Genomic DNA, 25640 nt, shown 5'->3' with positions numbered 1-25640 from the left:
ATGTAAGTTATACCCAACCTGGGAACCAAAGTTTTGGCCCCAAATCTTCATTCAGCGCTGCTTTAACCGCAGGCGAAGTTTGATAAATTTCGACAAATTTTTTCAATTTATCGCCTTTGTCCTGATAATCATCACGCACCACAAATAAAATCGCATAACGTTTATTGGTGGTATCGTCCAGCACTAAAGCACTTTCAGGATCAGCGGTTTTGGCTAAACGTAAATAATGTGGATAGCCAAAGGCTAAATCGACATCATCAATGGCACGTGCCGTTTGTGGGCCTTCTACTTCAATAAACTGTAAGTTTTTAGGATTCGATGAGATATCGCTTAACTTGGATAAATAATTATTTGGATCTTTCAGTTGAATCAGTTTGGCTTGTTGTAATAGCAATAACGCGCGTCCTTGATTGACAGGATCGTTTGGAATGACCACGCGTGCATTTTGTGGTAAATCATCCAGACTTTTATATTTTTTGGAATACAGTCCGACATGCGAAGCCGCACCTACACCAAACGCTTTAAGCTTATAGCCTGTTTCTTTAATGGCATTGTTTAAAAAAGGTTGATGTTGGAAAAAATTGGCATCAATATCGCCATTATTCAAGGTAATATTCGGGGTATTCCAATCGGAAAATTCAACCAGCTTAACATGAATGCCTTGTTTCTCTGCTTCTTTAGCCGCAGCCTGTAAGGGATGCGCAAAGGGTGGACTAATGCCAATCACCAACGCTTCATTCTGCGTTTGGCGTTGTTTATTCCAGATGAATAAACCAATAATTAGAATGACAAAAATTGCCCCGAATATAATCAGTTTTTTGTTCGATGAACGTGATGTGAAAGATGATTGAGTCATCCGATACTCCAAAATTTAAGCGCTAATATGTTGTGAAAGGTGAGAAGGTTTTTCTTGTTTTAAAGGTCGACATCGGAAGGCATCGGCAGGGTGCGATGCAGCAAGACGATCACCTTGTTGATGCAGTTTGTGTCGTAAAGAACCCGCCTGATATTCCGTTTTATAACGTCCGCGTTGTTGTAATTCAGGAACCACGAAACGGATAAAATTCTGATGTGATTCTGGCGCGACAGTACGGGTCAAATTAAAACCGTCAATGCCTGTGTCATCCATCAAGTCAATCAGTTGCTGTGCGACATGGCTGCCGCTCCCGACAATCAATGGATAACGTCCACCCAAAACATGCTGATTTTTTAGATCATTTTTCGTGATTTGCTGAGTTTTGAATTTTTCATTCACAGACGCGATACTGTTACTTTTTTGATAGGGGATGATTTCATCATCTGCGAATTTGGATAAATCCATGCCGACTGAACTGGCATAATGCGCAAGTCCTGCTTCTGGGCTGGCGTATTGACGATATTCTGCCAATTTCTCCTGAGCAATTTGCTCGGTTTCCCCAGTTACAACGGTAATGCCCAGAAAAATTTTGATGTCACTGGCTTGGCGGCCTTGCTGTACTGCAAGTTCACGAATTTTATCCACTTGCTGACGAATTTTTTTAGGTTGATCGCCACCAATAAAAATACATTCGGCATGGGCTGTCGCAAATGCTAATCCACGCGGGGAAGCGCCTGCCTGAAATAAAACAGGGGTACGTTGTATTGAGGGTGCAACCTGAAACACGCCCTGACTTTGGTAAAAACGTCCTTGATGCTGAATTTCGTGAACTTTGCTGGGATCAGTGAAAATACGACGGATTTTATCTTTTTGAATCGCATCATCTTCCCATGAACCTTCCCAATATTGATAGCAAAGCTGTAAAAACTCTTCGGCCTGTTCATAACGCAAATCATGATCTTTGAGACCTGAATGACCAATGAGACGTTCTGCGCTGTCCAGATAGCCCGTGACAATATTCCAGCCAATACGACCTTGTGTCAGATGATCCAGAGAGGCAAAACGCCGTGCAAATTGGTAAGGTGTTTCATAACTTAAATTAACCGTGATGCCAAAACCCAAATGCTGAGTGACTGCGGCCATTGCAGAAACCAAGGTACTAGGATCATGACTCGGCAGTTGAATCGATTCTCGTAAAGTCAGATCAATATTGTTTTGATAGACATCATAAACCCCTGTAATGTCCGCGATAAATAAACCATCAAATAGTCCAGCTTCCAGAGTTTTTGCCAGCTCAGTCCAATAACTTAACTCGTTAAAACGATGCGATTGATCACGCGGATGCGTCCATAAACCATGATTGATATGACCGACACTGTTCATATCAAAGGCATTCATTAGAATTTTCTTTTGTGATGTTTTTGTCATTACAATGTGCCTCTGCGTGGAGGCAGAATGCCATTTAAAATATAGTTTCCAATAAAGTAATATTTCCAGCGCGCGGCATCATGCAAGGTATGAACGCGCGCATTTCGCCAGAAGCGATCTAAACCATCCCCAGCCTGACTGCCACGACTGCCTGCCAGTTCAATCAGTTTTGATGAGGCTTTTAGTGCAGTATCGGTACTATGCGCCCGTACTTTTGCCACATCAATTGACGCTTTGGCAATCGTTTCAGCATTGGTTTGTAATTTTACTGCATCAATCGACTGTGCTGCTTGCTTGAGTAAAGCTTCACTGGCACGAATATCGGTGGCAACACGGCCAATTTCATAAATGGTCAGCGGATCTTGTGCTGCGGTTTCAACATTGGAATCGATCCACGGACGTGCCAGATGGACACGTTTCAATGTTTCTTCAAAAGCAGCACGGGCAATCCCCACTTCAATCGCTGCATGCATAATTTGTGCAAAAGGCCCAACCAGTGTCGGTTGCTGAAAAGCTGTATCGAATGGAATGACATCTTCGGCAGCAACAAAGACTTGATGAAACTTGACACTACCACTGCCTGTGACGCGTTGACCAAAACCTGTCCAGTTATCAATCAAACTCAGTCCTTCACTTTGACGTTGCACAAAAGCCAGATATTCACGACCTTCGGCATCCACCACTAAGGTCGGAATACGATGCGCAAATAAACTCCCCGTGCAGTAAAATTTTTCACCATTAATCAGATAACCCTCTTTAACAGGGATCAGCGCTGTTTGTTTTAAACTGGCATTTTTTGGTTTAAATTCTGCCAATGCATTGCCAAAACGGGCGCCATCGAGAACTTCCTGATATAACCGTTGTTTTTGTGCTTCGGTTCCTGTATTTCTTAACACTTCCAGCGCATAAAAATGGTTTTGCGGAATCTGACCAATTGATCCATCAACGCCACTCAATAACGCAATAATTTTGGCAACCGTGAGGCTAGATACTTCTGCACCACCATAACGTTTAGGGACTGTAATCGCCCAGAGTCCAGACTGACTAAAAGCCTCAATTTCAGCAAAAGGTAAGATACGCTGTGCATCACGTTCGATACTTTGAGTTTTAAATTGCTCGGCAAGTTGCTGTGCGACGTCAAGTGCTTCAGCATCATTTTGAATCACACGTAGCGCAGAATAATGCTGGGTACTGGGATGATTAACAAGATCATTTTCCGCTTGATGAATGGCTTGATAAGAGGTCATTTTATTATCTCCTTAGATCCATGCATGACGAGCAGGCAAAGTACCGTTCAGGTAATAGTTGCCAATGGCGTGTATTTTCCAGCGCACGGGATCATGCAAGGTATGCACGCGTGCATTACGCCAGTGTTGATCGAGATTAAATTGGCTCAAGCTGGCACGACTACCACCCAGTTCCAGTAATTTTTCTGAAATCTGTAAGGCTGCATCATTGGCATACACTTTGGCTTCTGCCACTAAAATCGATGCTTTGGCTGCTTGTTGTTCGGTGACTTGATTAAGCTGATCCAGTTCATCCAGATACTCAGCTGCTTCATCCAGAAGTAAAATTGCAGCATTGAGGAGAATATCCAGCTTGCCCGTTTCTTGTAGGGTATAAGGTTCAAGACTGGCCTTTTCCACTTGTGCATCGAGAATAGGACGGGCTTTTTTCACGGCTGAAATCAGATCTGCAAAGGCCGCTTCAGCGATTCCCACATCAATGGCGACCTGTAATAATTGTGAATACGCGCCACGATAGGTGGGTGCCTGAGTTAAAATACGTTCATCAAAAATCAAGTCTGGATCAACGATGACCTGATGCAGTTTTACCGTGCCACTTGCCGTGGTTCTTTGTCCAAAGCCATTCCAGTTATTGATGATTTCAATCCCGTCACTGTGTCGGTCTACAATCACCAGAACCACATGACCCTCTGGATGAATGGCTTTAATCGCAAGCCAGTGCGCAAAAATACTGCCTGTTGAGTAAAATTTTTCACCATCCAGATAATACTTGCCATTTTTAAGTGTGAGGGTGGTCTGTAGTGTTTTTGAATCTTTGGTATGACGTTCAGGGCCGCCATTGGCAAGGCGTTTACCCGACAAAATTTCATTAAAAATAAATTGTTTTTGTGATTCTGTTCCCATCAGATCAATTAAATTCAATAAGCTAATTTGATTTTGAGGAATTTGCCCAACACTTGAGTCTGCCTTATTTAAAATCCGAAATACCTGAGCCAGTGTTTTATTGGACACAAAAGCACCACCATAACGCTTAGGAATACGAATGCCGCCTAAACCTTTTAGACTAAATTGATCGATTTCTTCAAAGGGCAAAATCCGCTTTTGATCACGTTGATTACGACCTTCCAGTGCAAAATCTGCAACTTGATAAGCTGCATTAATTGCTTGTTGATCGTTTTGAATGACTTGAACCGATCGGGTAGGATAGAAATTTAACTCAGACATAATGATACCTACTATAGATAGGGGTACCTTAGAAAAAATATACCTAATGGTTAAACGAAGTATTGCGCGTAGTTTATGAAGAAAAGTGCTTAATCATTTTTGATCTAAATTAAGTTGTTTTTTGAATAACATGAAATTGATATAAATCAATGATATATTCATTTTTGATAATTTGAATTTTGGTTTTTTATATCGTATTTATTTGTTTTAAAGATATCTAGCGCGGAAAAACATATAAATTATAGGTATCCAAATCGGATTGCAGATTGTGCCAATAGACGATTTCGCCCAATGTTTGGCACAAAAAGTACATTGTTTTCATTTTGGGTTACTTTTAAAGTAAGCAAAACAAGATGTTGTTTTTTAAAATTGTTTGACTAAAAAAATAAATTGGAGTTTTTATGCGGGTTTTATACCAGTTTCCTTTGTCCCATTATTGTGAAAAAGCTCGCTGGTTACTTGATCATAAGGAATTGGATTATGTTGCGCATAACTTGATTCCTGGTTTCCATCGTGCTTTTGCCCAGTTAAAAACAGGTCAAAATAAACTTCCGATTTTAAAAGATGATAAAAGATGGATTGCTGAATCAACTCAAATTGCGTTGTATCTGGATGATCACTACCCAGAACATTCATTATTACGTCGAGATCCGCATTTACGTGAACTGGCTATTGAGATCGATAAAATTGCTGACGAACTAGGCGTTCATGTACGTCGTTGGAGTTTGGGGCATGCACTGACGCATGGTGATGAAGCGCTTGAAATCATGATGGGTGAGCAGGGCTATTTGCGTCAATTTGAAAAGTTTTCAAAACCGATTTTGAAAACTTTAGTGACCAAAAGCTATGAGCTTCAAGAAGAAAAGATTGCCCAATCCAAACTGCGTATGGATGAATTAGTATTGGTCTTGAATGAACGCCTTATTGATAATTTTGGACGTTATTTGGTCGGGGATCGTTTAGGGCTGGCAGATATTGCCGTTTGTGCAATGCTTGCGCCGATTTTGGAGCTTTCAGGAACACCGTGGGAGCGGGAAAATAATGAAGTCAGTTCACCTGAATTACGTCAATATAAAGACTATTTGCTCAGTTTACCTTTGGGGCAATATGTACAACGAATTTATGAAACTGAACGTAATGCACGTGTAGATTGGCGTGGTATATAACTTAAACTTGATGCAATTTTCAGAAACCTGATTTGATCAATCAAATCAGGTTTTTTTATTTCTTATGGATGATTTTCTACATACAAAAAGAATGGATTTACTTACTCAAACGCTATCTAAACCAAGATTTTGTATCAATAAGTGAGGCTTTGAAGGCGTTTTGCTGCAAAGCCTATTCAATGTCTTTAACTCTCTTTAATGTGGGTGGGTGTACAAATAGTGCCGTGTTTTGGTGACTCATCTGATTAACAGATATGCAAACAAAATAACGCCACATAATGTTGCTCGACCAACGCATTTTGAAATGTTTAAACCATTCAAATTTCACTTAAGATAAACATAATGATTGGAGATAGCCATGAGTTATCAGTCGGTAAATCCTTTTAACGGTCAAATTCTTAAAACTTATGACTTTCATGATCAAGCTAAAATTGATGAAAGTCTGGATCATGCTGAAAAGCTATTAAAATCAGATTGGTCTAAAAAAGATCTGGAAAAACGTCTTGCGCTACTCAAAAAAGTAGCAAGTCAGTTAAGAGCAAATAAAGAAAAACTGGCACAACTTATGTCTACAGAAATGGGTAAGTTGATCAAACAGAGCCTTGGTGAAGTGGAGTTATGTGCCAATATCGCAGATTATTATGCACAAAATGCCGAGAAGTTTTTAAGCCCACAAAAGTATCCGACTGAAATTGGTGAAGCGTGGGTTGAACATCATCCACTGGGGGTGATTATGGCAGTCGAACCTTGGAATTTTCCTTTTTATCAACTCATGCGGGTATTTGCGCCGAACTGCGCGATTGGTAATCCAGTCTTAGCTAAACATGCCAGTATCGTTCCGCAATGTGCAGAAGCCTTTGAAAAGATTATTCATGATTCAGGTGCACCAGCAGGGGTATGGACCAATTTATTTATTTCAACGGATCAGGTTGCTGAGATTATTAAAGATCCGCGTGTACAGGGTGTTGCTTTGACAGGTTCAGAAGGCGCGGGGAGTAGTGTTGCCGAACAGGCGGGAAAATATGTTAAAAAGTCGACTTTAGAATTGGGTGGAAATGACGTTTTTATCGTATTGGATGATGCTGATTTGCAGCGTGCGATTAAGGTCGGTTGCCAAGCACGTATCAATAATGCAGGTCAAGTTTGTACCGCAGCCAAGCGTTTTATTTTGCATGAAAAAATTGCAGAGCAATTTAAGCAAGGCATGATCGAAGCATTTAAAAACTTAAAAACAGGCGATCCACTAGATGAGTCGACAAGTCTGGGCCCTCTATCATCGGCTTCGGCAGCAGAAAACTTATATAAACAGGTAGTCAAGGCTGTTGATGCTGGAGCCACATTAGTATTGGGTGGTAAACCTATTGACGGAGCGGGTAACTTTTTTGAAGCGACTATTTTAGAAAATATTGAAGAAAGTAATCCTGCTTGGTATGAAGAGTTTTTTGGCCCAGTGTCTCAACTTTATGTCGCTAAAGACGACGATGAGATTGTAAAAATTGCCAATCAATCACATTATGGCCTAGGCGGTGCAATCCACTCTAAAGATATTGAGCGAGCAAAAAAACTAGCGTCACGTGTTGAAACAGGCATGATCTGGATTAATAGTTTGACTCAAACTGCACCAGAGTTACCTTTCGGTGGCGTAAAACGTTCAGGTTATGGTCATGAACTTTCTGAACTGGGTTTTAATGAATTTGTACAAAAAAAATTGGTGGTCATTCCTGCATAATATTGCAAAAAAGCCTGTCATGATTTTTCATGACAGGCTTTTTAATGGGTGATAGAGCTGCAAATTTACCAGTAGCCCAGAAATTTCCACCAGATGCCACCAATGACGATAAAAATCACAATATTGACCACACTCATGACAAAGCCTGCCTTCCACCATTCTCCCAAAGTGGTATAGCCAGACCCATAGATAATCGGTGAAGTACCTGTTGCATAGTGCGTAAGTGTCATCATAATACTGGATGCAGCAGCCATAATCAGTGCAAACAACATTGGGGGAGCACCAAGTGCAATACCTGCTGTGTAAAAGGCAGCGAACATTGCGGTAATGTGTGCTGTAGTACTTGCAAACATATAATGCGCATACATATACGTCAGTAAGAGCAATAAACTTGCCAGTACCCAGTTGAGTCCAAGATGTGCAATTTGGGCTTCAAGAACTCCAGAGAACCATGTAATAAGACCTAACTTATTTAAGTAGGTTGCCATCATCACTAAAGCAGCAAACCATGTGATGGTATCCCATGCACTTTTTTGAGTCAGGATATCTTCCCAAGTCAAAACCCCTGTTAAAAGTAAGAGGCTTAAACCAATAAATGCGGTCGTCGTCGCATCCACTGACCACGCATCACCCAAGATCATGGCAGGAATACCTGCCCAAAGTAATAGCATGATGCCAAAAACACCTAACATGATGAGCTCAGGTAGGGTCACTTTCCCCATTTCCTTCAGGCGTTCTTTTGCAAATTGTGCTGAATTTGGCGTTCGTTTAATTTCAGGTGGATACATGAGATAGATAATAATCGGCATAACAATAAGCGCCATGATCCCTGGAAGGATCATGGCAATTGCCCATGTTGTCCAACTGAGGTAAATCTGGGTATTGGTCGCTTTTGCGACCAGATCTACCACCAGTGGATTAGGTGCTGTTGCAGTAACAAACATGGCAGAAGTAATCGGATTGGCATGATAATTCACCAAAGCCAGATATTTCCCCATACGACCTTCAGTGCCTTTGGCGGGGTCTGAATCATAACTGGTCGCAATAGCGCGAACAATTGGATGGATAATTCCACCGCCACGTGCCGTATTGCTTGGCGTAACAGGAGCAAGTATGAGTTCCGACAACACCATGCTATAACCGATACCAATGGTTCGTTTACCCCATACCGCAATAAATAGATAACCTAAACGTGCTCCAAGCCCTGTTTTTTGAAGCCCTTTGGAGATCATGATCGACACCCCAATCAGCCAGATAAGAGGATTGGCAAAACTACTTAAAGCGTCCTTAATGGCTTCACTGGGTTTGGGGTTGGTGACGCCCGTAACGGCAACTAGCGTAATGGCAATCATCGCAATTGCTCCAATCGGGAGTGCTTTCCCGATAATGGCCGCAATTACCCCTACAAACATGGCCAATAAATGCCAAGCTTCAGGTGTTACTCCTTGAGGGACTGGGATAATAAACCAGATGATAAGTGTTAATGCACAGGATATTGCAGCTGGAATTGGTTTAAAGCCCATAAAAACCGCCTTATTATGAATAGATTAACGTTATAATTTATATAGTTAGTATTGTTAAACTGCATGCAAACGCATTTGAGTTTATGATTTTATTATGAAAGAGTCTTGCTCTATTACCAAATGAAGAATTGTTGCCTGTCTGTTACTGCATTCTCACTAGGATTAAGCTAAAAGCTGACACAAATACTGTGAGCATGTTAAATTGTGCCGAGTATTGAGCATAATTATAAGTTTTTATTTATGATGACTAAATTTTCCTTACGTCATTTACGTCGTTTTGTTTTTAATAATTTACAGAATCATGATTATGAAAGTCACTTAAGTCGTCTCCTGAATTTCTTTTTGATATTTTTGATTATTGCCAATGTTTTAGCCGTTATGTTGGAGTCGATTGATTCCATTTATTTTGCGCACAAAAAACTCTTCGATCTATTTGAAACAGTTTCTATCGCTCTATTTACGATTGAATATTTATTGCGCTTATGGTGTGTTGCAGAAGAGCACCCAGATCAACCTGCATGGAAAACACGATTGCAATGGTTTAGTAGTGGCGGTGCGATTATTGATTTATTGGCGATTTTACCCGCATACCTTAACTTTATAGTACCAATTGACTTACGGTTCTTGAGAATTTTAAGATTACTGCGTCTGTTAAAGTTGACCCGTTATTTCGTTTCACTCCAGATTTTACTTGCGGTTATCGAGCGTGAAAAAGGTTCATTTCAGGCAGTTGTATTTATTTTACTCATCATGATTGTTATGGCTGCGGGTGGTATCTATGTGGTTGAAAATAAAGCACAGCCCGGAGTATTTAGCTCTATTCCAGAGGCAATGTGGTGGGCAGTTGTTACGCTGACTACAGTCGGCTATGGTGATGTGACTCCAGTCACTAATATTGGCAAATTATTGGGCGCTGTGATTACAATTTTAGGCGTTGGTTTAGCTGCATTGCCAGCAGGTATTTTGGCGACTGGTCTTGCAAATGAATTAAGTTTACGTAATCAAAAACTTGCTCAGGAGTTTAGAAATTTACTGATTTCAAATCAGATAGACTATCTAAATGAAACAAAGGAAATCGAAAAAATCCGTAAACGAATAGGCTTAAGCAAAGAGCAAACCAATGAAGTGATTATGCAATTGATCCGTGAAAAAGATTTGGAAGAGCAGGAACAACAAAAGAAAGCCTTTAAATATTGTCCTCATTGCGGTGAAAAGTTGCCAGAGGCATGAGGTCACTGAAATTGATCTCATGCCAAAGAGTTTATTTCTTATATTTTTCTACAGCAAAGGCGATCAATAAAATCACTAATCCGCCAAGACTTAGAACAAAACCCACCCAGATAGGTGCGATCCAGCCCATCTGATGACTCAAGACCCAACCACCTAAAAAAGCGCCTAACGCATTTGCCAAATTAAAGGCTGAATGGTTGAGAGATGCCGCCAAGCCTTGGGCTTCGCCAGCAACATCCATTAAGCGCATTTGTAAAGTTCCGCCTAAACCCATGACCGTGAGTCCAATCAAAAACAAGGCAAAAATCGCAGTATAAAGCTGGCTCATCATGAAACTGGCTAAAACGAAAGCAAGTGCCGAACTGATAAGCACGGCTACAATGGTTTTATTTAGATTCCGATCGGCCAGCCAACCTGCCAATAATCCTCCAATCACCATACCAACGCCCCAGATGGCTAAAGCAATGGGAACAATATCGATACTGACTTGGGTATATTCAGTCAAAATAGGTGAGACATAACTATAGACCGAAAACATACCGCCAAACCCAATTGCACCCACAGCAAGCGTGAGCCACATATGGATATTTTTCAGCCCTGCTAACTCGGTTTTAACACTGGCTGTTGAATGTACTGGTATTTGGGGTACAAAAATGGCAATGGCAACTAAGGTAACAAAAGCAATAATTGAGGAAAATTCAAAGCCTGAACGCCAACCAAATTGTTGACCTAGCCATGTTGCCAATGGAACACCGAAAACTGTCGCAATGGTTAACCCCATCATCATTTGAGCAACAGCGGAAGCTCGTTTTTTAGGACCAGCCAGTTCTGCGGCGACCAATGCGCCTACACCAAAATAAGCGCCGTGTGGAAAACCCGCGATAAAACGTGAAAGTAAAACAGTTTCAGGTGTATGAGCCAAAGCGGTTAGAGCATTGGCAATGCCGTAAAATAACATCAAACCCAGTAATAACGACTTGCGTGGAATGCGTGCAGCTAAAATAGCAATAACTGGCGCACCAATCACCACGCCAAGTGCATAAGCACTGATAAAATGACCTGCATCTGGAACACTAATATGTAGATCTTTGGCAATTTCCTGAATCAGTCCCATTGCAACAAATTCAGTTGTTCCGATACAAAAGCCACCAATCGCTAATGCTAAAATGACCCAAAATAATGAATATTGTCGGGGTGAACCCGAAGCAATCGATGTATTTGATTTAGCTGACATAAAAAATTGAGAGAAATGGGAGAATAATCAAGAAATAATTATAGTGGAAAGAGATTGTAATAGTTAACTAATTTACTCGGGATTAAAGATTTTTAACATCTTTACAGCGATAAATAATGATTGAAAAAAGTTATATACAATATATATTTGCATGCTGCATTACGGGGTTTAATGCGGTGATGGAGTTAATCAGAATAATGAGTATGAAGATGTTAAAAAAATGTATGGCTGTGGGGTTGCTGGTATCTGTCTTGACTAGTAGTGGTTGTGCTGTAGTCATGGCAAGTAATCAGCCCAGTAAGAAAAATCTAAGTGTTTTAAATACAGGTATTTCACGTAATCACGTGATTGCTGAGTTTGGTGCACCTGTTGCAAGTGAATATAAAGATGGTCAACGTGTAGAAATTTATACTTTCCAACAAGGTTATTCCAAAGCAAATAAAACCAGTCGTGTGATTTGGCATGGCTTAGCAGATGTCGCTTCGATTGGTTTGTGGGAAGTCATTGGAACGCCTGCGGAATCATATTTTGATGGAAAGAAACTTTCTTATCAGGTGATATTTGATCAAAACGATAATGTTGCAAGTCATCAGTTACTTTCAATGGTTGCTCAATCACAAACTCAAGTTAATGATGTTGCACAATAACTCCATGATGAATTTGATAGATCAACCGTTCTGATAAAAAAAGCTCTAGGTCAACGTTGACCTAGAGTGTCTGGAGTTTTTGATTATAGTTTTTTATATTTATTATTTTAAAATTTATAACATTTTTATTTTCAATATCTTAGTAAGAATTTAGCATCCAAATTATTTGATCTGTCAAAATGGAACTAGAAGATGATTGTGTTTTAAAGTCATATAAGTTGAGTCATATTCATGTAGTGAACGAATAATGAAATAAAATTTAGGTTGAAACAAGCTAATAAATTTCATGATATAATGAATAATATTCACTCTTTTGTTTTGATTCGACTTTATGCTTGAAATTCGCCATCTTAAAACGCTTCTGGCTTTACGTGAGCATGGTTCACTGGTCGCTGCTGCAAATGATTTGTGTCTAACCCCTTCAGCAATTTCACATCAACTGAAAGAACTTGATCATTGGTATGGGGTCGAAGTCGTCAATCGTCGTAGTCGACCTGTAACCTTTTCAAATGTGGGGCAACGCTTATTAAAACTTGCCGATGATGTGTTACCACAAATTCAAATTGCACAAAGTGATATCACGCGTATTGTCCATGGGCAGACAGGACGTATTATTTTTTCGTCTGAGTGCCACAGTTGTTTTGACTGGTTAATGCCATTATTAAATCAATATCGTCAACAGTATCCTGATGTCGATCTGGACTTTGCTTCGGGTTTTGAAGCCAATCCACATGAACTTTTACAAACAGGTGAATTCGATTTACTCATTACCGCAGATCCGATCGCGCTTAAAGGGATTGAATATTTTCCGATTTTTGAATATGAATCACGTTTGGTCTTATCCAATACGCATCCTTTGGTGCGTAGCGAAAATATCACGGTACAAAATTTAGCTGAAGAAACGTTGATCACATATCCTGTTGATAAACATCGTCTGGATATTATGGCGCACCTATTTCTTCCTGCAAATATCCAGCCTAAAGCCATCCGTACCACCGATTTAACTCAGATGCTCATTCAACTGGTGGCCAGTGGGCGTGGTATTTCAGCTTTGCCTGATTGGGTGGTGAATGAATATGAACAAAAAGGCTGGGTGACAAGTCGTCGTTTGAGTTGTGTTGCACCACAAGGTTTGCGCCGTACTTTATATGCGGGTTATCGGACTGACGAGAAAGAAAAAAGCTATTTTGAAGGTTTTTTGAAACAGTTGGAAAAATTTTCTCAGAAAAGAATAAATTATTATTCAGCCTAATTATAAGACTTCTTTCATCATTGTTTAAACTTTCTTTATTTTTCTTTAATAGAGAGAAATAAAAGGAATTTATGAAAGAAGTTTGTATTCTTTCTAATAAAGACACTTGGACATTATTTAAATTGTAGGTCATTCGGCAGATTGATTAAAAATGCCCTTTTTGAGCGCATAAGTCTGTTTATTTTCTATGCATTTTTCATAATTAGTCGTAAAATTCCCTCCCATCACTTCCTTATTATTTTAATAGTCAAAAAGTCATCATTTTTAATACGGGTTAGGGCTTAGAATGTCAGGTAAATTTCAACCGACAGTCGAACAATTACTTTCTGTGATCAAGACGCAGACTGAAATTGTAAAATTGGGGCTAGATTTAGACTCAGTGATGACCGTGGTTGCCCAACAGTCAAAGAACATTATTGAAGCTGATGGAGCAATTATTGAACTCTTAGAAACCAATGAAATGGTGGTTCATTCAGTATCTGATCATAATTTAAATCTACTAGGTCATCGCATAAAAGTTAAAAATACTCTTTCGGGGCTTTGTATTGAAAAAAAAGAAATCTTATATAGTCCAGATACTGAGACAGATCCAAGAGTGGATGTATTTGCCTGTCGTTATGTAGGACTTCGTTCAATGGCGGTTGTTCCACTTATTCATTGTGAAGAACCTTTAGGCGTTTTAAAAATATATTCAAAAAAAGTAGCCGCTTTTGCAGAAGGAGACTTAAGACTACTCGAGCTAATGTCTGAACTGATTGCGGCCGCCATGTATCATGCAACACGATTTGGTACACAAGAACTCTATCGTATGGCGACTCAGGATGTGCTTACCGAGCTTTCCAATCGAAGTCAGTTTTTAGATCATTTCAGAAGATGTCTTGCTTCAACTCAATCTACTCAGAATTATTTTGCTTTGTTAATGATTGATATGGATGGTTTGAAACAAATTAATGATCAGTATGGACATCGGGTTGGTGATGCTGCTTTAAAAGAATTTGCCCAAAGATTAAAAATGGTGATTCGAGTTCAAGACCATCTGGCTCGTATTGGAGGAGATGAGTTCGCCATTATTCTTACTCAATTAGCTGATCCAAAACTAAGTTTGAACGTAGTTGATCGAATCAATGTTGTTTGTGATCAAGAATTTATCTTTGAAAATAAAAACTTGAGTATTCGAGCCAGCACAGGGGTTGCAATTTATCCAACCCATGCAGATAGCGTTGAACAATTACTTGAATATGCAGATCAGCAAATGTATTTATCAAAACGATCAAAGAAACAGCCTGAAGACTTAAGTGGTTTTAATCAATTGATTATTGATAGCTAATCAGTAAAGACAAAATTCCTGCTGCAATCAGTGGCCCGACAGGAACTCCTCGAAGTACAGCGACCCCCGCTACTGTACCAATCAATAAACCTGCAACAACATCTGGTTGATTGGTCATGAGTTTAACGCCGCGACCGCCCAGCCACGCCACTAATAGACCAACTGCAATGGCTAAAATGGATTTGTAACTCAGGAATGATTTAAGAATCGTCTCACCACTTAATTTGCCGCTGGCGATAGGCGTAAGCACACCGATGGTTAAAATAATAACGCCAATATTTAATCCATGTTGTTGTAAATAAGGGAAAAATTGACTTAATGGTGTAAGCTTAAAGAAGATTAGAACACCCGCAGCAATCGTGACTGCCGCATTTTGACTGAAAATACCACAGGCCAGTAAAACGAGTAAAACCAACAGATTGACATCAAGCTGTGACATGATCATGGTAATAAAAGCGTATATTGGGGGAGAGGTATATTGTATAACGATTTTTTATTTTACCAATGGTTGAAAAATATCATTTTTCTTTTTTAATATTTGATAATCACAGGCAATAAGGGATGTATATAGCTGAAGGCCATTATCTGTAATATTAGCCACACATAGTTGAAGGTATGAGTTGATTGAAAATATTTGCAGTAATATCGGGATTGATTATATCTGTAGTTGCCGTTTGAGCTAAGTTATTGTAAATACTGGATATGAGAAATGATAACGTACTTAAGCTCGTTACCATTTCTCATTACATTTACTAATTTAAAAATGCCCAGACATCTTGTGATTCAAGTTTACTTGAAAGCATTCTAAAACTTGTTGGCTCTAGATCGCCATCAACAACAATATAGCCTTGGGTGTTATTTTTTAGTAAATCACATTTATTATCTGTCAATGCATATATTGCAGTATTTGCCAGTTGGCTAGCAGTTATCACACCATTAAAGGTACAGTTAGGATCTTTAGCGATCATCTGTCCGTTAGCTTTCACTTCGATAGGAATCGTAGTGCCATTGGAAAATGAGAGGTTATAGAGTCCGATCAACTGATTAATATCCAGTTTTTCATCGACAATTTTTTCATAATGATCTAGCTTAATAACAAGATTTTTATCTTTCTGGTTACTTTGCCATGTTTTACTTTTTGCATCGTAACTCATCACGATTTGTGCACGATCTTGCTCATCATTGAGTACCAATAACTTGTTGCCATCTTGTCCTAAATAATACTTGCCAACCTGCGGTAAATCTTCATTGGTGACTGTACTAATAATGTATGTGCCTACTGGTAAGTTTGGGGCTAATTCAGGCGACTCAGCTATCGTATTTTGTTGATCCTTATGATCATCATTACAAGCAGTTAAACCTAAGCTCAAAAACAAAGCTAATAAGTAACGTTTCATCAATTTATTCCCCTTTACTTATTAAATAACCCTTTTAATCGTATTTTTAGCCATTCTTGAGCTGCGGGTCGCTGCTCATAAGCAACTTGCATTGCCGTAACGGCAATCTTACTTTGCATGACAACACTTTCATCGGACATTTGAGTAGAAGCTGGGGTACTAGATGTCACATCAAAGCCTAAACCATATTGATTGTTTCCACTATTATCTTTACTTACATTAAATTTAAAATTGTATAAATCAAAAGTTCCAATTTTTGAAAAAGCAAAAGGAGTATTGGTTGTTAAATTCTTAGGAAAATTAACATTTAAAGTTATACCTTTGGCTAATAATGGTCCTTTACCCGCCTTACTTTGTAATTCTTTTAGCAGCACTACAGTTTGCTTCGCCACAATCACAGAATTGGGATTTTTTAAAGATTTATCATCAACTGTATTAGTATCTGCACTTAATGCAATGGATGGAATCCCACGACCTGCAGATAATTGAACATTACCAATAGTTCCAGAATGAATAACTACTTTTCCGACATTTTGTCCTTCATTGGGCCCTGAGAGGACTAGATCTGGTAATTTTCCCCAATGCTTTTTAGCAACAATATCTAAACCGTAAATGGTCGCCATTACAGGCGTTCCATGGACATAGTTCCAGTCACCATTGGTATAGCCCGCTTTAGTAAAAGTTCCAGCGGCAGGTGCTCCTATTGGAGCTGCACCATTATGACAACCATTTTCTGCTGCAATTTGTTTATCATTGTCAGATGTTATTACAGTTGTACTATACATTACGATAGCACCTCCACGTCCACTTTGTGGTGAACAGGGTACTGAGACTAAAACATTATGACCCTCTGTCTTTAACTCGTCGTATAGAGCTTTAATATTACTGGTTAGACCATCATCATTAACTAATAATATATTCATTGCAAAAGCTTGTGTTGTACAAGCAGATAAAATAAGACTGCCCAATAAAATTTTTTTCATATCCAAACCATCGCATTATTCAATTAAGAAGTGGACAGTAATCAAAATATATTTAATTTTTATTACTATTGAAAATTATTTTATCAAAGCAAAACTTTAACTTTATTGTCATTAATTACAATTAAAATCCCAAAATTTCATGATTTTGAATCATTAAAATTCTTTTTTTTAAACTTAAATATATCTTGGATTAGATAATGAGTGAATTTCCCAATAGTAATCGTAGAAAATTTTTAGCTATAGGTACCGCACTGGCTGCGGGAACTTTATTGAGTGGTTGCAATGATAATGATCAGCAACAAGAAATAAGTAATCAAGAGCCAATAAATGACTCAAATTTACTAACACAAATTGAAGCTAAAATGAATCTACAACTAGGTGATGCTAAGCTCGCAAGTATTGTCTCTCCCATCATACTTGACTGTTGCTTCAACTGGGAATTACCACAAATTAAAGCGAATCAAATCAATAGTATTATTGGTTACGCTTTTGGTAATCGTCCTAATGAACAAAGTGGAAATACTTCTAGTAATGGTGGAAATCAAGCAGCAATGCCTGATCCTGGCCCAATGAATGAAGCACTTGCGGATACCATTTATAGTATATATAAATTAAAGCCTGTCAAAATTTATGCACAATGGGAAATTGCTCGTTTTTTAACATCTAAATATCATTTAGAGAAAGATGTATTAACTTCTATTGAGCCGATCATCGCGTCTGATGGAACTATTATCTATCTCAGTACTGACGATGTCGCCAATACAATTATTAAAATTTCTGGTGGAGCATCTGCGCTAGGTAATGCTGCTATTGTAGGCCATAGAGATCACGCAAAACGATGTATCTTGACTTCACAATTACGTGGAATACAGGCAGCCGTGGTTCAAGAGATTCCTCTACCAATGATTTATGATGAGCAGTCTGGGCAACCTTGGACACGCAGTCGTGATCTATACCTCATTCACGATATATATGCACAGCTTTATACCAAAACAATTTTATTAACCAAGCAAGCATACCCTCAGGGCTAATACCTTATTTAGGACATCTTATAATGTTAACACGTCGACGTTTTCTTACTTTAGCGCCCTCTATTGTGGGTTTGTGTACAATCGGTTCCTCTGTCTTTGCGACAGTTTCAACTTTGGCTGCATCAGATGCTGAATTAAAGCGACAAATGTTAGGTAAATTAACGACTGAATTGAATGATGCTACTTTGGCAAATACACAGACTCAGAACCTATTTAAGACATTATTTAATTGGGATACTGCTACTTTCGATTTGAATACAATTAATACAATCGTAGCTTATAGCTTTGGATATCGCCCAGCATTGAATGGTAATACAATGCCAGAATCTGGACCTATTAATGAGCAAATTGCCGATGCAGTGTATATGCTTTATCAAATGAACCCAGTATTAATTTACGCACAGTGGGAAGTGGCTTCTATCTTAAAGTCAAAGTATCACCTAGAGAGCGATAAAGTCATTACAGTCGGTAATCCAACGATCAATACAAATGGAGTCGTTACGGCAAGTATTGATCAAGTGGCCGCTATGATTGTTAAGAAAGCAAGCTCGGGCACTAGTTTAGGTAAAGTTGCAATCTTTACTCATGCAGATCAACAATCTTTAGCTATTGATATATCTAAAATTTATGGAATGAATGCAGCAATACCTAAAGGAATCGTGATGCCAATAAATTATGATGTCGATGCTTTGCCAGCACAGAATCGGAGGAGAGATTTATATATACTAACTAACCCGAATCGCGGATAAGCAATTGACTTGAAAAATAAGGGGACTAGAGCCATCAGTTGAGTTACCACACCAAACCTAAAGCTCTAGCCCTGATGTTCAATAGTACCGAATTATTCTGCATCATTGATGATTTCTTTCTTAAATTTGAAGCAACTTATTGGAAGTTTCTCAAACAAAGTCGTCGCTCTGTAAGAATTCGACCAGCCCAGCTGAGTCTCTCAGAAATACATTTTATCGCTATTTGGTATAAGTGTTCTCATTTCAACAATTTCAAAGCTTTCTTTTCATGGTTGAAGCAGGATAAAAATCATTTATTTAAACGCTTACCCTGTTACCAAAGGATGATTCACCTGATCAATATGCATCAATTAGCTTTACATGCTTTACATGTCGCTTTGATGAAAGGTGAATACAAACAATATTTATGGATTGATTCAACGACTCTGCCTGTCTGTAAAAATCAGCGTATTCAGCGTCATAAATCATTAGCCAAGATTGCATCTCGCGGTAAAAGTTCAATGGGATGGTTTTATGGCTGTAAGTTACATATCGTGATGAATCAATTCGGTGAGATCGTTAGCTCAGGCTTATCTAATGGGCATGTTGCTGACATAAAAATGGTTGAACAATTGGTTGAAGGCTTAGACGCAAAGCTTTATGCAGATCGTGGCTATATCAGTCAAAATTTAAAAAGCAGGTTAAAAGATCAAGGTGTTGATTTGATTACTTACCATAGAAAGAACATGCAGGCTATTCAACTCTGTTCATCAGATAAATATCATTTAAAACAACGCAATAAGATAGAGACGTTATTCAGCTTATTGAAAGGACAATACAATTTAGTGACGAGTAAAGCACGTAGTATTCATGGATTTCTTAGTGGAATTTATACATCGTTATGTGCATATCAATTAACTCATCGGAATAAGCCAACAATTCAAGTTATGGAATCATTAGCTTAAGCAGGATTCGGGTTAACTAATCTTTCAACACGAATGGGTCTTCTCCGAACCCAATTAATTAATCAAAAATATCCTAATGGTTAGATTTTAGAGTTATCACATATTTTTTAAAAAGTGTGGGTTAATTAATCAGTATATAATACATATAAGTATCTTGCTTATATGTATTATTTTTTAAATAAGGTTTATTTGGAATTTATAAAATATAAGTCATATAAATAAAATATGAAAGATAAATTTAAATATGAAGCGCGTTTATTTAAAATCGTAATATCTTTAAATAATTAGGGAATTGATTTAAAGGTGCTTTTAGAATAAAGTAAATAAGTCTTATAAAGGTTTAGATTTTGTTAATAAATTTTCCGAGCTATTCAGACTTTATATTTGTATTGTCGCTTAAATCTAGTTGATTTAAGCAAAGCTAAACTTTAAATTTCTGTGGCAGTTGTGCTATTTATGCCTATTTTATCGCGTTAAATTTTAAAAATCAGTTAAACTATACCATCGCTTATTTCGGATATTGTTATGCTCTTGGAAAAAATGTTGCAATCACAAGGTTTTGGTTCACGCAAACATTGTCAGCAACTGATTAAAAACGGAGCAATAAGCATTCATGGCGAAGTGCAAACAGACCTAAAATGTCGTGTCGATGTGAAAGATTTAAACTTTTCAGTATATGGTCAAGATTATATTTATCGCGAAAAAGTGTATATTGCACTGAATAAACCTCAAGGTTTTGAATGTTCACATCAACCTCAGCATCACAAAAGCGTCTTTAATTTATTCCCAGAGATTTTAAGAGAGCGTGGACTCGCTGCGGTAGGGCGCTTAGATCAAGACACAACAGGATTATTATTACTAACAGATGATGGTCAATTTTTACATGCGCTCACTCATCCCAAGCGTCATGTTCCAAAAGTCTATCATGTCACGACACTCGACCCGATTTTTCAGGAACAATTAATCGCGCTAGAAAATGGAGTTGAATTACATAACGAAAAAGGAATTTTTGCTGCAACAGATGTTCATTTATTAAATGAGTACCAACTCAGTTTAACCATTCATCAGGGTGTTTATCATCAGGTTAAACGTATGCTTGCCGCAGTAGGGAATAAAGTTCAAGCGCTGCATCGGCAGCAAATTGGTGAATTGGATTTGCCTGAGCTTGAATTAGGGGAGTGGATTTATTTAGATAAAGAGCAAATTCAGGCAGCACAACAATCAAATTCACAGTGAAATTATTTAAGAAAACAGTGATAAGTAAGAAAAGCATCATCCTGAATAAATCCCATAGACTCATAAAGCCGTTGAGATTCGACGTTGGTTTTCTGAGTCTCCAGACTAATTCTTAATGCACTTTCATGTCGTGCAAATAATATTGCAGTATCGATGAGTTGTCTGGCGGATCCTTGACGACGATAAATGGGGGTTACATAGACATCGTCTAAAATATAATAATTTGAACACGCAACTGAAGAAAAACCCAGATAAAGCAAGACAAAACCAGTGAAAACATCATCTTTAACATGGATGAAGATGACACTTTCTTTATTTTCGAAGCGTTGTTTTAGAAAATTATAAGATTGTTTAAGATTAGATGAAGCACCGTAAAACTGACGATATTCATCAAATAACACCGCAAGCTGATTTAGATCTTCTAATGTCGCGCGTCTTACAATCATCTAATGTCTCCATATATTTTATTAATTATCCTAAACATGGAGAGCATAACGAAAAAATCTAAAGAAGAACGTTAAAACTTGTTTATATTTATAAATAGTAAAGCGTATTTAAAGTTGATCACTTTCACCTAACAGCGCATTTAACTCTTCAAAAAATGCATCATCATCAAGTTCTGTATCTATAGCAGACCCATTGCTTTGCGTCGTCGCAGATTTCATTTTACGCAGCTTTAATAGCTGTTCCATATTGATATTCTGGTTCTCAATGGTAAATGGAATAGACTTAGTCAAAACCACTTGCTTGAAAAAAAGACGAACTGCTTGAGCAGGTGTAATCCCCAGTTGCTTAAAAACAGCAAAGGCCTGTTTCTTTTCTTGTGAGTCAAGGCGAACCTGATAGACTTCTGTTTTTCGCATGAATAATAACCGAATGATTTTTTAATTTTAAAAAATTCATTGTAAACCAAGAAATTGTAATTTCAATATTTTGCACATAAAAAATCGTTCATTTGTCATTACTTTGGTATGACAAACTCAAATCAAATGTTGATTCAATACAAATTTTCTGACTATTGATAGGATCGGTAAACTCAATGCTTTTGGCTAAAAGTTGTAATGGCGCAGAAAAATCATCGTCTGCTTTATGTTGAACAGTGGGATAAAAAGGATCATTTTGAATCGGAATACCTAAATAATTGAGATGAACTCGCAGTTGATGCTGTTTACCCGTATGGGGTTTTAACTGATATTTTGCCCATGTTTTATTATGCTCCAGACATTCAATCAAGGTTTCGCTATTGGGTTCACCGTAAGGATTAATCTGCATGGTATAAAAAGGTTGTCCTTTTTCCATACAGAGATTAAGAGCTTGGGGAAAATATAATTCTGGCTCATAAGCTGCAATTGCATGGTAAGTTTTTTGGACTTGTCGTTTGGCAAAAAGCTCCTGATACGCGTGTCTAACTTCAGCTTTTTTACTAAATAGAACGATTCCTGCTGTTTCCCGATCAAGCCGATGTATTGGACTTAATTCTTCAATTCCAGTCTGATTTTTTAAGCGTACCAGTAATGTTTCCTGTACATATTGTCCTGTCGGACTGATGGTTAAAAAATGTGGTTTATCGACAATCAATAAATATTCATTTTCAAATAAAATTTGGTGCTCAAACGGAACATGGATTTCATGTGCCAAAAAACGATAATAAAAAATATGGGTATTGGCTTGATATGGACTATCGACTGCGAGTATTTGTCCAGTCGAATCATAAATCAAACCCTCTGTAAAACGTTGTTGCCATTCTGGTTCTAAAATATGTGCAAAATGTTTGCAGAGATATTGAAAAACCGTCTGAATAGTTTGATCTCGATCGTGGGGTAAGAAGACTTGACTGGCACTCACGCCATTGATCATCGGCGGTTTAAATTCAATTTTGTTCATGAAATGTGATAAAAATAAACAGATGTAAATGGCTTGTTTTAAAATAAAACAGATGTCCGCCTAGCGTAAGCTTTTAAAGCCTGAAAATGCTATCATATTCCGTTCTTCGATTCATGTCGTGTGTGCTATGCAATATTCCTTATCGTTACAATTAAATAGTGAAGATGATACTCAGCAGTTTGCGCAGCATTTAGCTAATTTTGTGCAATCTGGTGTGATTTATTTGATTGGTGATCTAGGGGCGGGGAAAACCACTTTTACACGCTATTTATTGCAACACATGGGACATCAAGGTGCAGTCAAAAGTCCAACTTATACGCTGGTTGAACCTTATAAAATTAACAATAACGAAATTTTCCATTTTGATCTTTATCGTTTAAATGATCCTTATGAATTAGAGCTGATGGGGATTCGTGACTATCTCGAAGTGCCTAACGCTTTATTTTTATTTGAATGGCCATCTAAAGGTGGAGATGAAATTCCTCAGGCAGATCTTGTCATCAATATTGAAAAATCAGAAGATGATCTTCAGCGTTTTGTTACATTGTCTTTAAATGATGAAAACCTTTATCAGGTATTAAAGGAAACATTGGAATCATGAGTGATTCAATTAGCTTGCGTCGTATCCATGCTTTAAATCCTGCGTTAGCCAACCAGATTGCTGCGGGAGAAGTAATTGAGCGCCCGTCATCAGTAGTCAAAGAGCTTCTGGAAAACTCGATTGATGCAGGAGCAACCGAGTTGATTATTCGTGTTGCACAAGGCGGCGCAACCCTCATTGAAATCATCGACAATGGCAATGGCATTCATCCAGATGATCTGCCGCTTGCCGTTATGCGACATGCCACTAGTAAAATTCAAACTGCTGAAGATTTGCATGCGATTGTCAGTTTGGGCTTTCGTGGAGAAGCATTGGCTTCAATTGCAGCCGTATCACGTTTGACTCTGGTGAGTAGCCAAAATGAAGAAGGGATTGGTTATCAGGTAGAAGTGAACGGTACCGCTTTTGAACATCAACAGGTTCAAGCAGTGGCAGCACAAAAAGGTACCCATATTCGTGTACAGGATTTATTTTTTAATGTACCTGCGCGGCGTAAATTTTTAAAAAAACCAGGTACAGAATTTGGACATATTGAAGAAATTGTTCGCCGTTTGGCTTTAACCCATTTTGATATCCGCTTTGTCCTTGAGCATAATGATCAGATTCGTTTAAACCTGCCTATAGCAGATAGCGGTGCTTTAAGATTCCAACGAGTGCAACAATTACTCGGTCAACAATTTACGCAAAATGCTTATTGGCTCGATAGTGAAAGCATCAATATGCGTTTGTCAGGTTGGCTTGGACACCCTTCTGATGCCAGACCACAGGCTGATTTACAATATGTTTATGTGAATGGTCGTATCGTCAAGGATAAAACCATTTCTCATGCGCTGCGCATGGCTTATGATGGTATTTTACATGGCCATCAATATGCGGGTTATTTACTGTTTTTAGAGGTTGATCCCGAGCAGATCGATGTCAATGTGCATCCCACCAAGCATGAAATTCGTTTCCTCAATCAACGCGAAGTGCACGAGTTCGTCAGACATTATGCCAAAGAAACCTTGGCGCAGTTTCAAACCGCAAGTACTGATTTGGCTCAGGCAATGAAAGCTGATGAGCAGGTGACATCCGCTTTAAATAAGGTCATTCAACCGCGTTATCAGGAACAATTTGCTTTACATAAAAATTTGGATACGTCGCCACGTGTATCAGATCAGTCTGAAACAACACCAGAGCTTTCTACTGAGTTACTGACTGATTTTAATTCCAGCCGTCCGCAGAACGTTCAATATTCACCCCAAAGTCGTTATAACGGTTCAACGCAGCTCAATAATGCCCTGAAAACGTATTTGTCGCCGCTTCGGGAAAATTCAGATACTGAGCATGATGCATCTGCAACATCCTCTTCAGTCGATGAGTTTCCTTTAGGGATCGCCATTGCACAGTTACATGGCATTTATATCTTGGCACAAAATACAGAAGGGCTGATTATCGTTGATATGCATGCGGCGCATGAACGTATTTTATTGCAACAAATGAAAAGTGCTTGGGATAAACCAGAGTTTTGGACATCTCAGCAACTTTTAATTCCAAAAATTATTACCATTAGTCGCATGCAAGCCACCCGCATTGAGGATTTAAAAAATCAACTGCTTCGATTGGGGCTTGAAATCGATCAATACGGCGATGAGCAGGTCATTGTTCGTGGGGTGCCTGCGATTTTGCAAAAAGCCGATTTTGACAAGCTCATTCCTGAACTGTTGCATGATTTGGATCCAAATGATGAGGCTCAGGCACTGATGCAAAAGCGCGATCAGATTTTGGCGGGCATGTCATGTCATGGCGCAGTACGTGCGCATCGTATGCTTAGTCTTTCGGAAATGAATGCATTACTCCGTCAGGTGGAACAGACTGAATTTGCCAGTCAATGTAATCATGGTCGTCCAACATGGCGAGCGTTTCCACTTAATCAACTTGATAAACTTTTTGCTCGCGGAGAATAATCTCAA

At 38.5% G+C, this 25640-nt stretch carries 23 protein-coding genes and 1 pseudogene; 12 read left to right on the top strand and 12 right to left on the bottom strand.

Annotated elements, in window-relative coordinates:
• Window positions 1-7: 7 nt before the first annotated feature.
• From EGS47_RS17210 to EGS47_RS17195, 4 genes and pseudogenes are all read right to left on the bottom strand, one after another.
• Window positions 8-856 carry a MetQ/NlpA family ABC transporter substrate-binding protein gene (locus tag EGS47_RS17210; RefSeq protein ID WP_119686853.1) on the bottom strand — a complete coding sequence of 283 codons (849 nt, stop codon included), beginning with the start codon at window positions 854-856 and terminating at the stop codon, window positions 8-10.
• A pseudogene (locus EGS47_RS17205) lies at window positions 853-2284 on the bottom strand (LLM class flavin-dependent oxidoreductase). The gene EGS47_RS17210 and the pseudogene EGS47_RS17205 overlap by 4 nt, the downstream one beginning before the upstream one ends.
• On the bottom strand, window positions 2284-3531 hold the full coding sequence (locus tag EGS47_RS17200) for an SfnB family sulfur acquisition oxidoreductase (protein ID WP_005003897.1): 1248 nt from the start codon (window positions 3529-3531) through the stop codon (window positions 2284-2286). The pseudogene EGS47_RS17205 and the gene EGS47_RS17200 overlap by 1 nt, the downstream one beginning before the upstream one ends.
• Before the next feature lie 12 nt (window positions 3532-3543).
• Window positions 3544-4755, bottom strand: coding sequence for an SfnB family sulfur acquisition oxidoreductase (locus EGS47_RS17195; protein WP_005003898.1), 1212 nt, complete (start codon window positions 4753-4755; stop codon window positions 3544-3546).
• Window positions 4756-5156: 401 nt separating this feature from the next.
• Between EGS47_RS17195 and EGS47_RS17190 the strand changes: the two genes are divergently transcribed.
• Both EGS47_RS17190 and EGS47_RS17185 read left to right on the top strand, forming a co-directional pair.
• Window positions 5157-5921 (top strand): glutathione S-transferase family protein, encoded by a 765-nt coding sequence (locus EGS47_RS17190; RefSeq protein ID WP_005003899.1) that lies wholly within the window; start codon window positions 5157-5159, stop codon window positions 5919-5921.
• A gap of 358 nt (window positions 5922-6279) precedes the next feature.
• Entirely contained in the window at window positions 6280-7650 is a 1371-nt protein-coding gene (locus EGS47_RS17185; protein ID WP_005003902.1) for an NAD-dependent succinate-semialdehyde dehydrogenase, read from the top strand.
• A 65-nt stretch (window positions 7651-7715) separates the two neighbouring features.
• Here EGS47_RS17185 and EGS47_RS17180 read toward each other — a convergent pair whose 3' ends face one another.
• The gene (locus tag EGS47_RS17180) at window positions 7716-9173 is read right to left on the bottom strand and encodes a DASS family sodium-coupled anion symporter (protein WP_005003913.1); all 1458 of its coding nucleotides are present in this window, start codon (window positions 9171-9173) and stop codon (window positions 7716-7718) included.
• Between the two features lie 243 nt (window positions 9174-9416).
• Between EGS47_RS17180 and EGS47_RS17175 the strand changes: the two genes are divergently transcribed.
• Complete coding sequence (locus tag EGS47_RS17175; RefSeq protein WP_026039907.1) at window positions 9417-10403, top strand: ion transporter; 987 nt, start codon at window positions 9417-9419, stop codon at window positions 10401-10403.
• A 31-nt stretch (window positions 10404-10434) separates the two neighbouring features.
• On the opposite strand, the gene EGS47_RS17170 is transcribed toward EGS47_RS17175, so the two are convergent.
• Entirely contained in the window at window positions 10435-11637 is a 1203-nt protein-coding gene (locus EGS47_RS17170) for an MFS transporter (RefSeq protein ID WP_005003916.1), read from the bottom strand.
• Between the two features lie 209 nt (window positions 11638-11846).
• On the opposite strand from EGS47_RS17170, the gene EGS47_RS17165 reads away from it, so the two are divergent.
• From EGS47_RS17165 to EGS47_RS17155, 3 genes are all read left to right on the top strand, one after another.
• Window positions 11847-12284: a hypothetical protein gene (locus EGS47_RS17165; protein ID WP_034697739.1), complete on the top strand. Its 438-nt coding sequence runs from the start codon at window positions 11847-11849 to the stop codon at window positions 12282-12284.
• Between the two features lie 331 nt (window positions 12285-12615).
• Window positions 12616-13536: a LysR family transcriptional regulator gene (locus EGS47_RS17160; RefSeq protein ID WP_004989520.1), complete on the top strand. Its 921-nt coding sequence runs from the start codon at window positions 12616-12618 to the stop codon at window positions 13534-13536.
• A gap of 286 nt (window positions 13537-13822) precedes the next feature.
• Window positions 13823-14863, top strand: a complete 1041-nt coding sequence (locus tag EGS47_RS17155; RefSeq protein WP_119686851.1) for a sensor domain-containing diguanylate cyclase — start codon at window positions 13823-13825, stop codon at window positions 14861-14863.
• Here EGS47_RS17155 and EGS47_RS17150 read toward each other — a convergent pair.
• From EGS47_RS17150 to EGS47_RS17140, 3 genes are all read right to left on the bottom strand, one after another.
• A complete protein-coding gene (locus EGS47_RS17150) occupies window positions 14850-15305 on the bottom strand; it encodes a DUF441 domain-containing protein (protein ID WP_161798701.1) in 456 nt (151 codons plus the stop codon). The genes EGS47_RS17155 and EGS47_RS17150 overlap by 14 nt on opposite strands.
• A gap of 310 nt (window positions 15306-15615) precedes the next feature.
• Window positions 15616-16260: a hypothetical protein gene (locus EGS47_RS17145; RefSeq protein ID WP_005003931.1), complete on the bottom strand. Its 645-nt coding sequence runs from the start codon at window positions 16258-16260 to the stop codon at window positions 15616-15618.
• Between the two features lie 14 nt (window positions 16261-16274).
• Entirely contained in the window at window positions 16275-17243 is a 969-nt protein-coding gene (locus EGS47_RS17140; protein WP_005003933.1) for a 5'/3'-nucleotidase SurE, read from the bottom strand.
• A gap of 197 nt (window positions 17244-17440) precedes the next feature.
• Here EGS47_RS17140 and EGS47_RS17135 point away from each other — a divergent pair, with 197 nt between their 5' ends.
• The 4 genes from EGS47_RS17135 to EGS47_RS17120 all read left to right on the top strand — a co-directional run bounded on the left by EGS47_RS17135 (window position 17441) and on the right by EGS47_RS17120 (window position 21203).
• Entirely contained in the window at window positions 17441-18274 is an 834-nt protein-coding gene (locus EGS47_RS17135) for a hypothetical protein (protein ID WP_005003935.1), read from the top strand.
• A gap of 23 nt (window positions 18275-18297) precedes the next feature.
• On the top strand, window positions 18298-19023 hold the full coding sequence (locus EGS47_RS17130) for a hypothetical protein (protein ID WP_119686850.1): 726 nt from the start codon (window positions 18298-18300) through the stop codon (window positions 19021-19023).
• A 74-nt stretch (window positions 19024-19097) separates the two neighbouring features.
• Complete coding sequence (locus EGS47_RS17125; protein WP_005001726.1) at window positions 19098-19967, top strand: IS982 family transposase; 870 nt, start codon at window positions 19098-19100, stop codon at window positions 19965-19967.
• Between the two features lie 525 nt (window positions 19968-20492).
• Window positions 20493-21203 (top strand): pseudouridine synthase, encoded by a 711-nt coding sequence (locus EGS47_RS17120; RefSeq protein WP_119686805.1) that lies wholly within the window; start codon window positions 20493-20495, stop codon window positions 21201-21203.
• 2 nt (window positions 21204-21205) lie between these two features.
• Here EGS47_RS17120 and EGS47_RS17115 read toward each other — a convergent pair whose 3' ends face one another.
• The 3 genes from EGS47_RS17115 to EGS47_RS17105 form a co-directional block, all read right to left on the bottom strand.
• A complete protein-coding gene (locus tag EGS47_RS17115; RefSeq protein WP_004989495.1) occupies window positions 21206-21649 on the bottom strand; it encodes a GNAT family N-acetyltransferase in 444 nt (147 codons plus the stop codon).
• A 108-nt stretch (window positions 21650-21757) separates the two neighbouring features.
• On the bottom strand, window positions 21758-22066 hold the full coding sequence (locus EGS47_RS17110) for a type II toxin-antitoxin system RelB/DinJ family antitoxin (protein ID WP_004989494.1): 309 nt from the start codon (window positions 22064-22066) through the stop codon (window positions 21758-21760).
• 88 nt (window positions 22067-22154) lie between these two features.
• Window positions 22155-23087 carry an RluA family pseudouridine synthase gene (locus EGS47_RS17105; protein ID WP_005003941.1) on the bottom strand — a complete coding sequence of 311 codons (933 nt, stop codon included), beginning with the start codon at window positions 23085-23087 and terminating at the stop codon, window positions 22155-22157.
• Between the two features lie 127 nt (window positions 23088-23214).
• On the opposite strand from EGS47_RS17105, the gene tsaE reads away from it, so the two are divergent.
• Both tsaE and mutL read left to right on the top strand, forming a co-directional pair.
• Entirely contained in the window at window positions 23215-23688 is a 474-nt protein-coding gene (tsaE, locus tag EGS47_RS17100; protein WP_005003944.1) for a tRNA (adenosine(37)-N6)-threonylcarbamoyltransferase complex ATPase subunit type 1 TsaE, read from the top strand.
• Window positions 23685-25634, top strand: a complete 1950-nt coding sequence (mutL, locus tag EGS47_RS17095; RefSeq protein ID WP_171455422.1) for a DNA mismatch repair endonuclease MutL — start codon at window positions 23685-23687, stop codon at window positions 25632-25634. Before tsaE ends, mutL begins: the two co-directional genes overlap by 4 nt.
• The last annotated feature ends 6 nt before the right edge of the window (window positions 25635-25640 follow it).

This window comes from Acinetobacter sp. FDAARGOS_515, assembly GCF_003938865.1.
GTDB lineage: Bacteria > Pseudomonadota > Gammaproteobacteria > Pseudomonadales > Moraxellaceae > Acinetobacter > Acinetobacter ursingii.
The sequence above is the reverse complement of the archived record's forward strand: the minus strand, read 5'-3'. Positions and strand labels throughout refer to the sequence as shown.

Excerpts from the sequence above, each read along its gene's own strand:
- EGS47_RS17180 (WP_005003913.1), bottom strand. The coding sequence starts at position 9,173 with ATGGGCTTTAAACCAATTCCAGCTGCAATATCCTGTGCATTAACACTT.
- EGS47_RS17200 (WP_005003897.1), bottom strand. The coding sequence starts at position 3,531 with ATGACCTCTTATCAAGCCATTCATCAAGCGGAAAATGATCTTGTTAAT.
- EGS47_RS17185 (WP_005003902.1), top strand. The coding sequence starts at position 6,280 with ATGAGTTATCAGTCGGTAAATCCTTTTAACGGTCAAATTCTTAAAACT.
- EGS47_RS17155 (WP_119686851.1), top strand. The coding sequence starts at position 13,823 with ATGTCAGGTAAATTTCAACCGACAGTCGAACAATTACTTTCTGTGATC.
- EGS47_RS17190 (WP_005003899.1), top strand. The coding sequence starts at position 5,157 with ATGCGGGTTTTATACCAGTTTCCTTTGTCCCATTATTGTGAAAAAGCT.
- EGS47_RS17170 (WP_005003916.1), bottom strand. The coding sequence starts at position 11,637 with ATGTCAGCTAAATCAAATACATCGATTGCTTCGGGTTCACCCCGACAA.
- EGS47_RS17210 (WP_119686853.1), bottom strand. The coding sequence starts at position 856 with ATGACTCAATCATCTTTCACATCACGTTCATCGAACAAAAAACTGATT.
- EGS47_RS17145 (WP_005003931.1), bottom strand. The coding sequence starts at position 16,260 with ATGAAACGTTACTTATTAGCTTTGTTTTTGAGCTTAGGTTTAACTGCT.
- EGS47_RS17175 (WP_026039907.1), top strand. The coding sequence starts at position 9,417 with ATGACTAAATTTTCCTTACGTCATTTACGTCGTTTTGTTTTTAATAAT.
- EGS47_RS17140 (WP_005003933.1), bottom strand. The coding sequence starts at position 17,243 with ATGAAAAAAATTTTATTGGGCAGTCTTATTTTATCTGCTTGTACAACA.
- EGS47_RS17110 (WP_004989494.1), bottom strand. The coding sequence starts at position 22,066 with ATGCGAAAAACAGAAGTCTATCAGGTTCGCCTTGACTCACAAGAAAAG.
- tsaE (WP_005003944.1), top strand. The coding sequence starts at position 23,215 with ATGCAATATTCCTTATCGTTACAATTAAATAGTGAAGATGATACTCAG.
- EGS47_RS17160 (WP_004989520.1), top strand. The coding sequence starts at position 12,616 with ATGCTTGAAATTCGCCATCTTAAAACGCTTCTGGCTTTACGTGAGCAT.
- mutL (WP_171455422.1), top strand. The coding sequence starts at position 23,685 with ATGAGTGATTCAATTAGCTTGCGTCGTATCCATGCTTTAAATCCTGCG.
- EGS47_RS17105 (WP_005003941.1), bottom strand. The coding sequence starts at position 23,087 with ATGAACAAAATTGAATTTAAACCGCCGATGATCAATGGCGTGAGTGCC.
- EGS47_RS17165 (WP_034697739.1), top strand. The coding sequence starts at position 11,847 with ATGTTAAAAAAATGTATGGCTGTGGGGTTGCTGGTATCTGTCTTGACT.
- EGS47_RS17120 (WP_119686805.1), top strand. The coding sequence starts at position 20,493 with ATGCTCTTGGAAAAAATGTTGCAATCACAAGGTTTTGGTTCACGCAAA.
- EGS47_RS17115 (WP_004989495.1), bottom strand. The coding sequence starts at position 21,649 with ATGATTGTAAGACGCGCGACATTAGAAGATCTAAATCAGCTTGCGGTG.
- EGS47_RS17195 (WP_005003898.1), bottom strand. The coding sequence starts at position 4,755 with ATGTCTGAGTTAAATTTCTATCCTACCCGATCGGTTCAAGTCATTCAA.
- EGS47_RS17130 (WP_119686850.1), top strand. The coding sequence starts at position 18,298 with ATGTTAACACGTCGACGTTTTCTTACTTTAGCGCCCTCTATTGTGGGT.
- EGS47_RS17135 (WP_005003935.1), top strand. The coding sequence starts at position 17,441 with ATGAGTGAATTTCCCAATAGTAATCGTAGAAAATTTTTAGCTATAGGT.
- EGS47_RS17125 (WP_005001726.1), top strand. The coding sequence starts at position 19,098 with ATGTTCAATAGTACCGAATTATTCTGCATCATTGATGATTTCTTTCTT.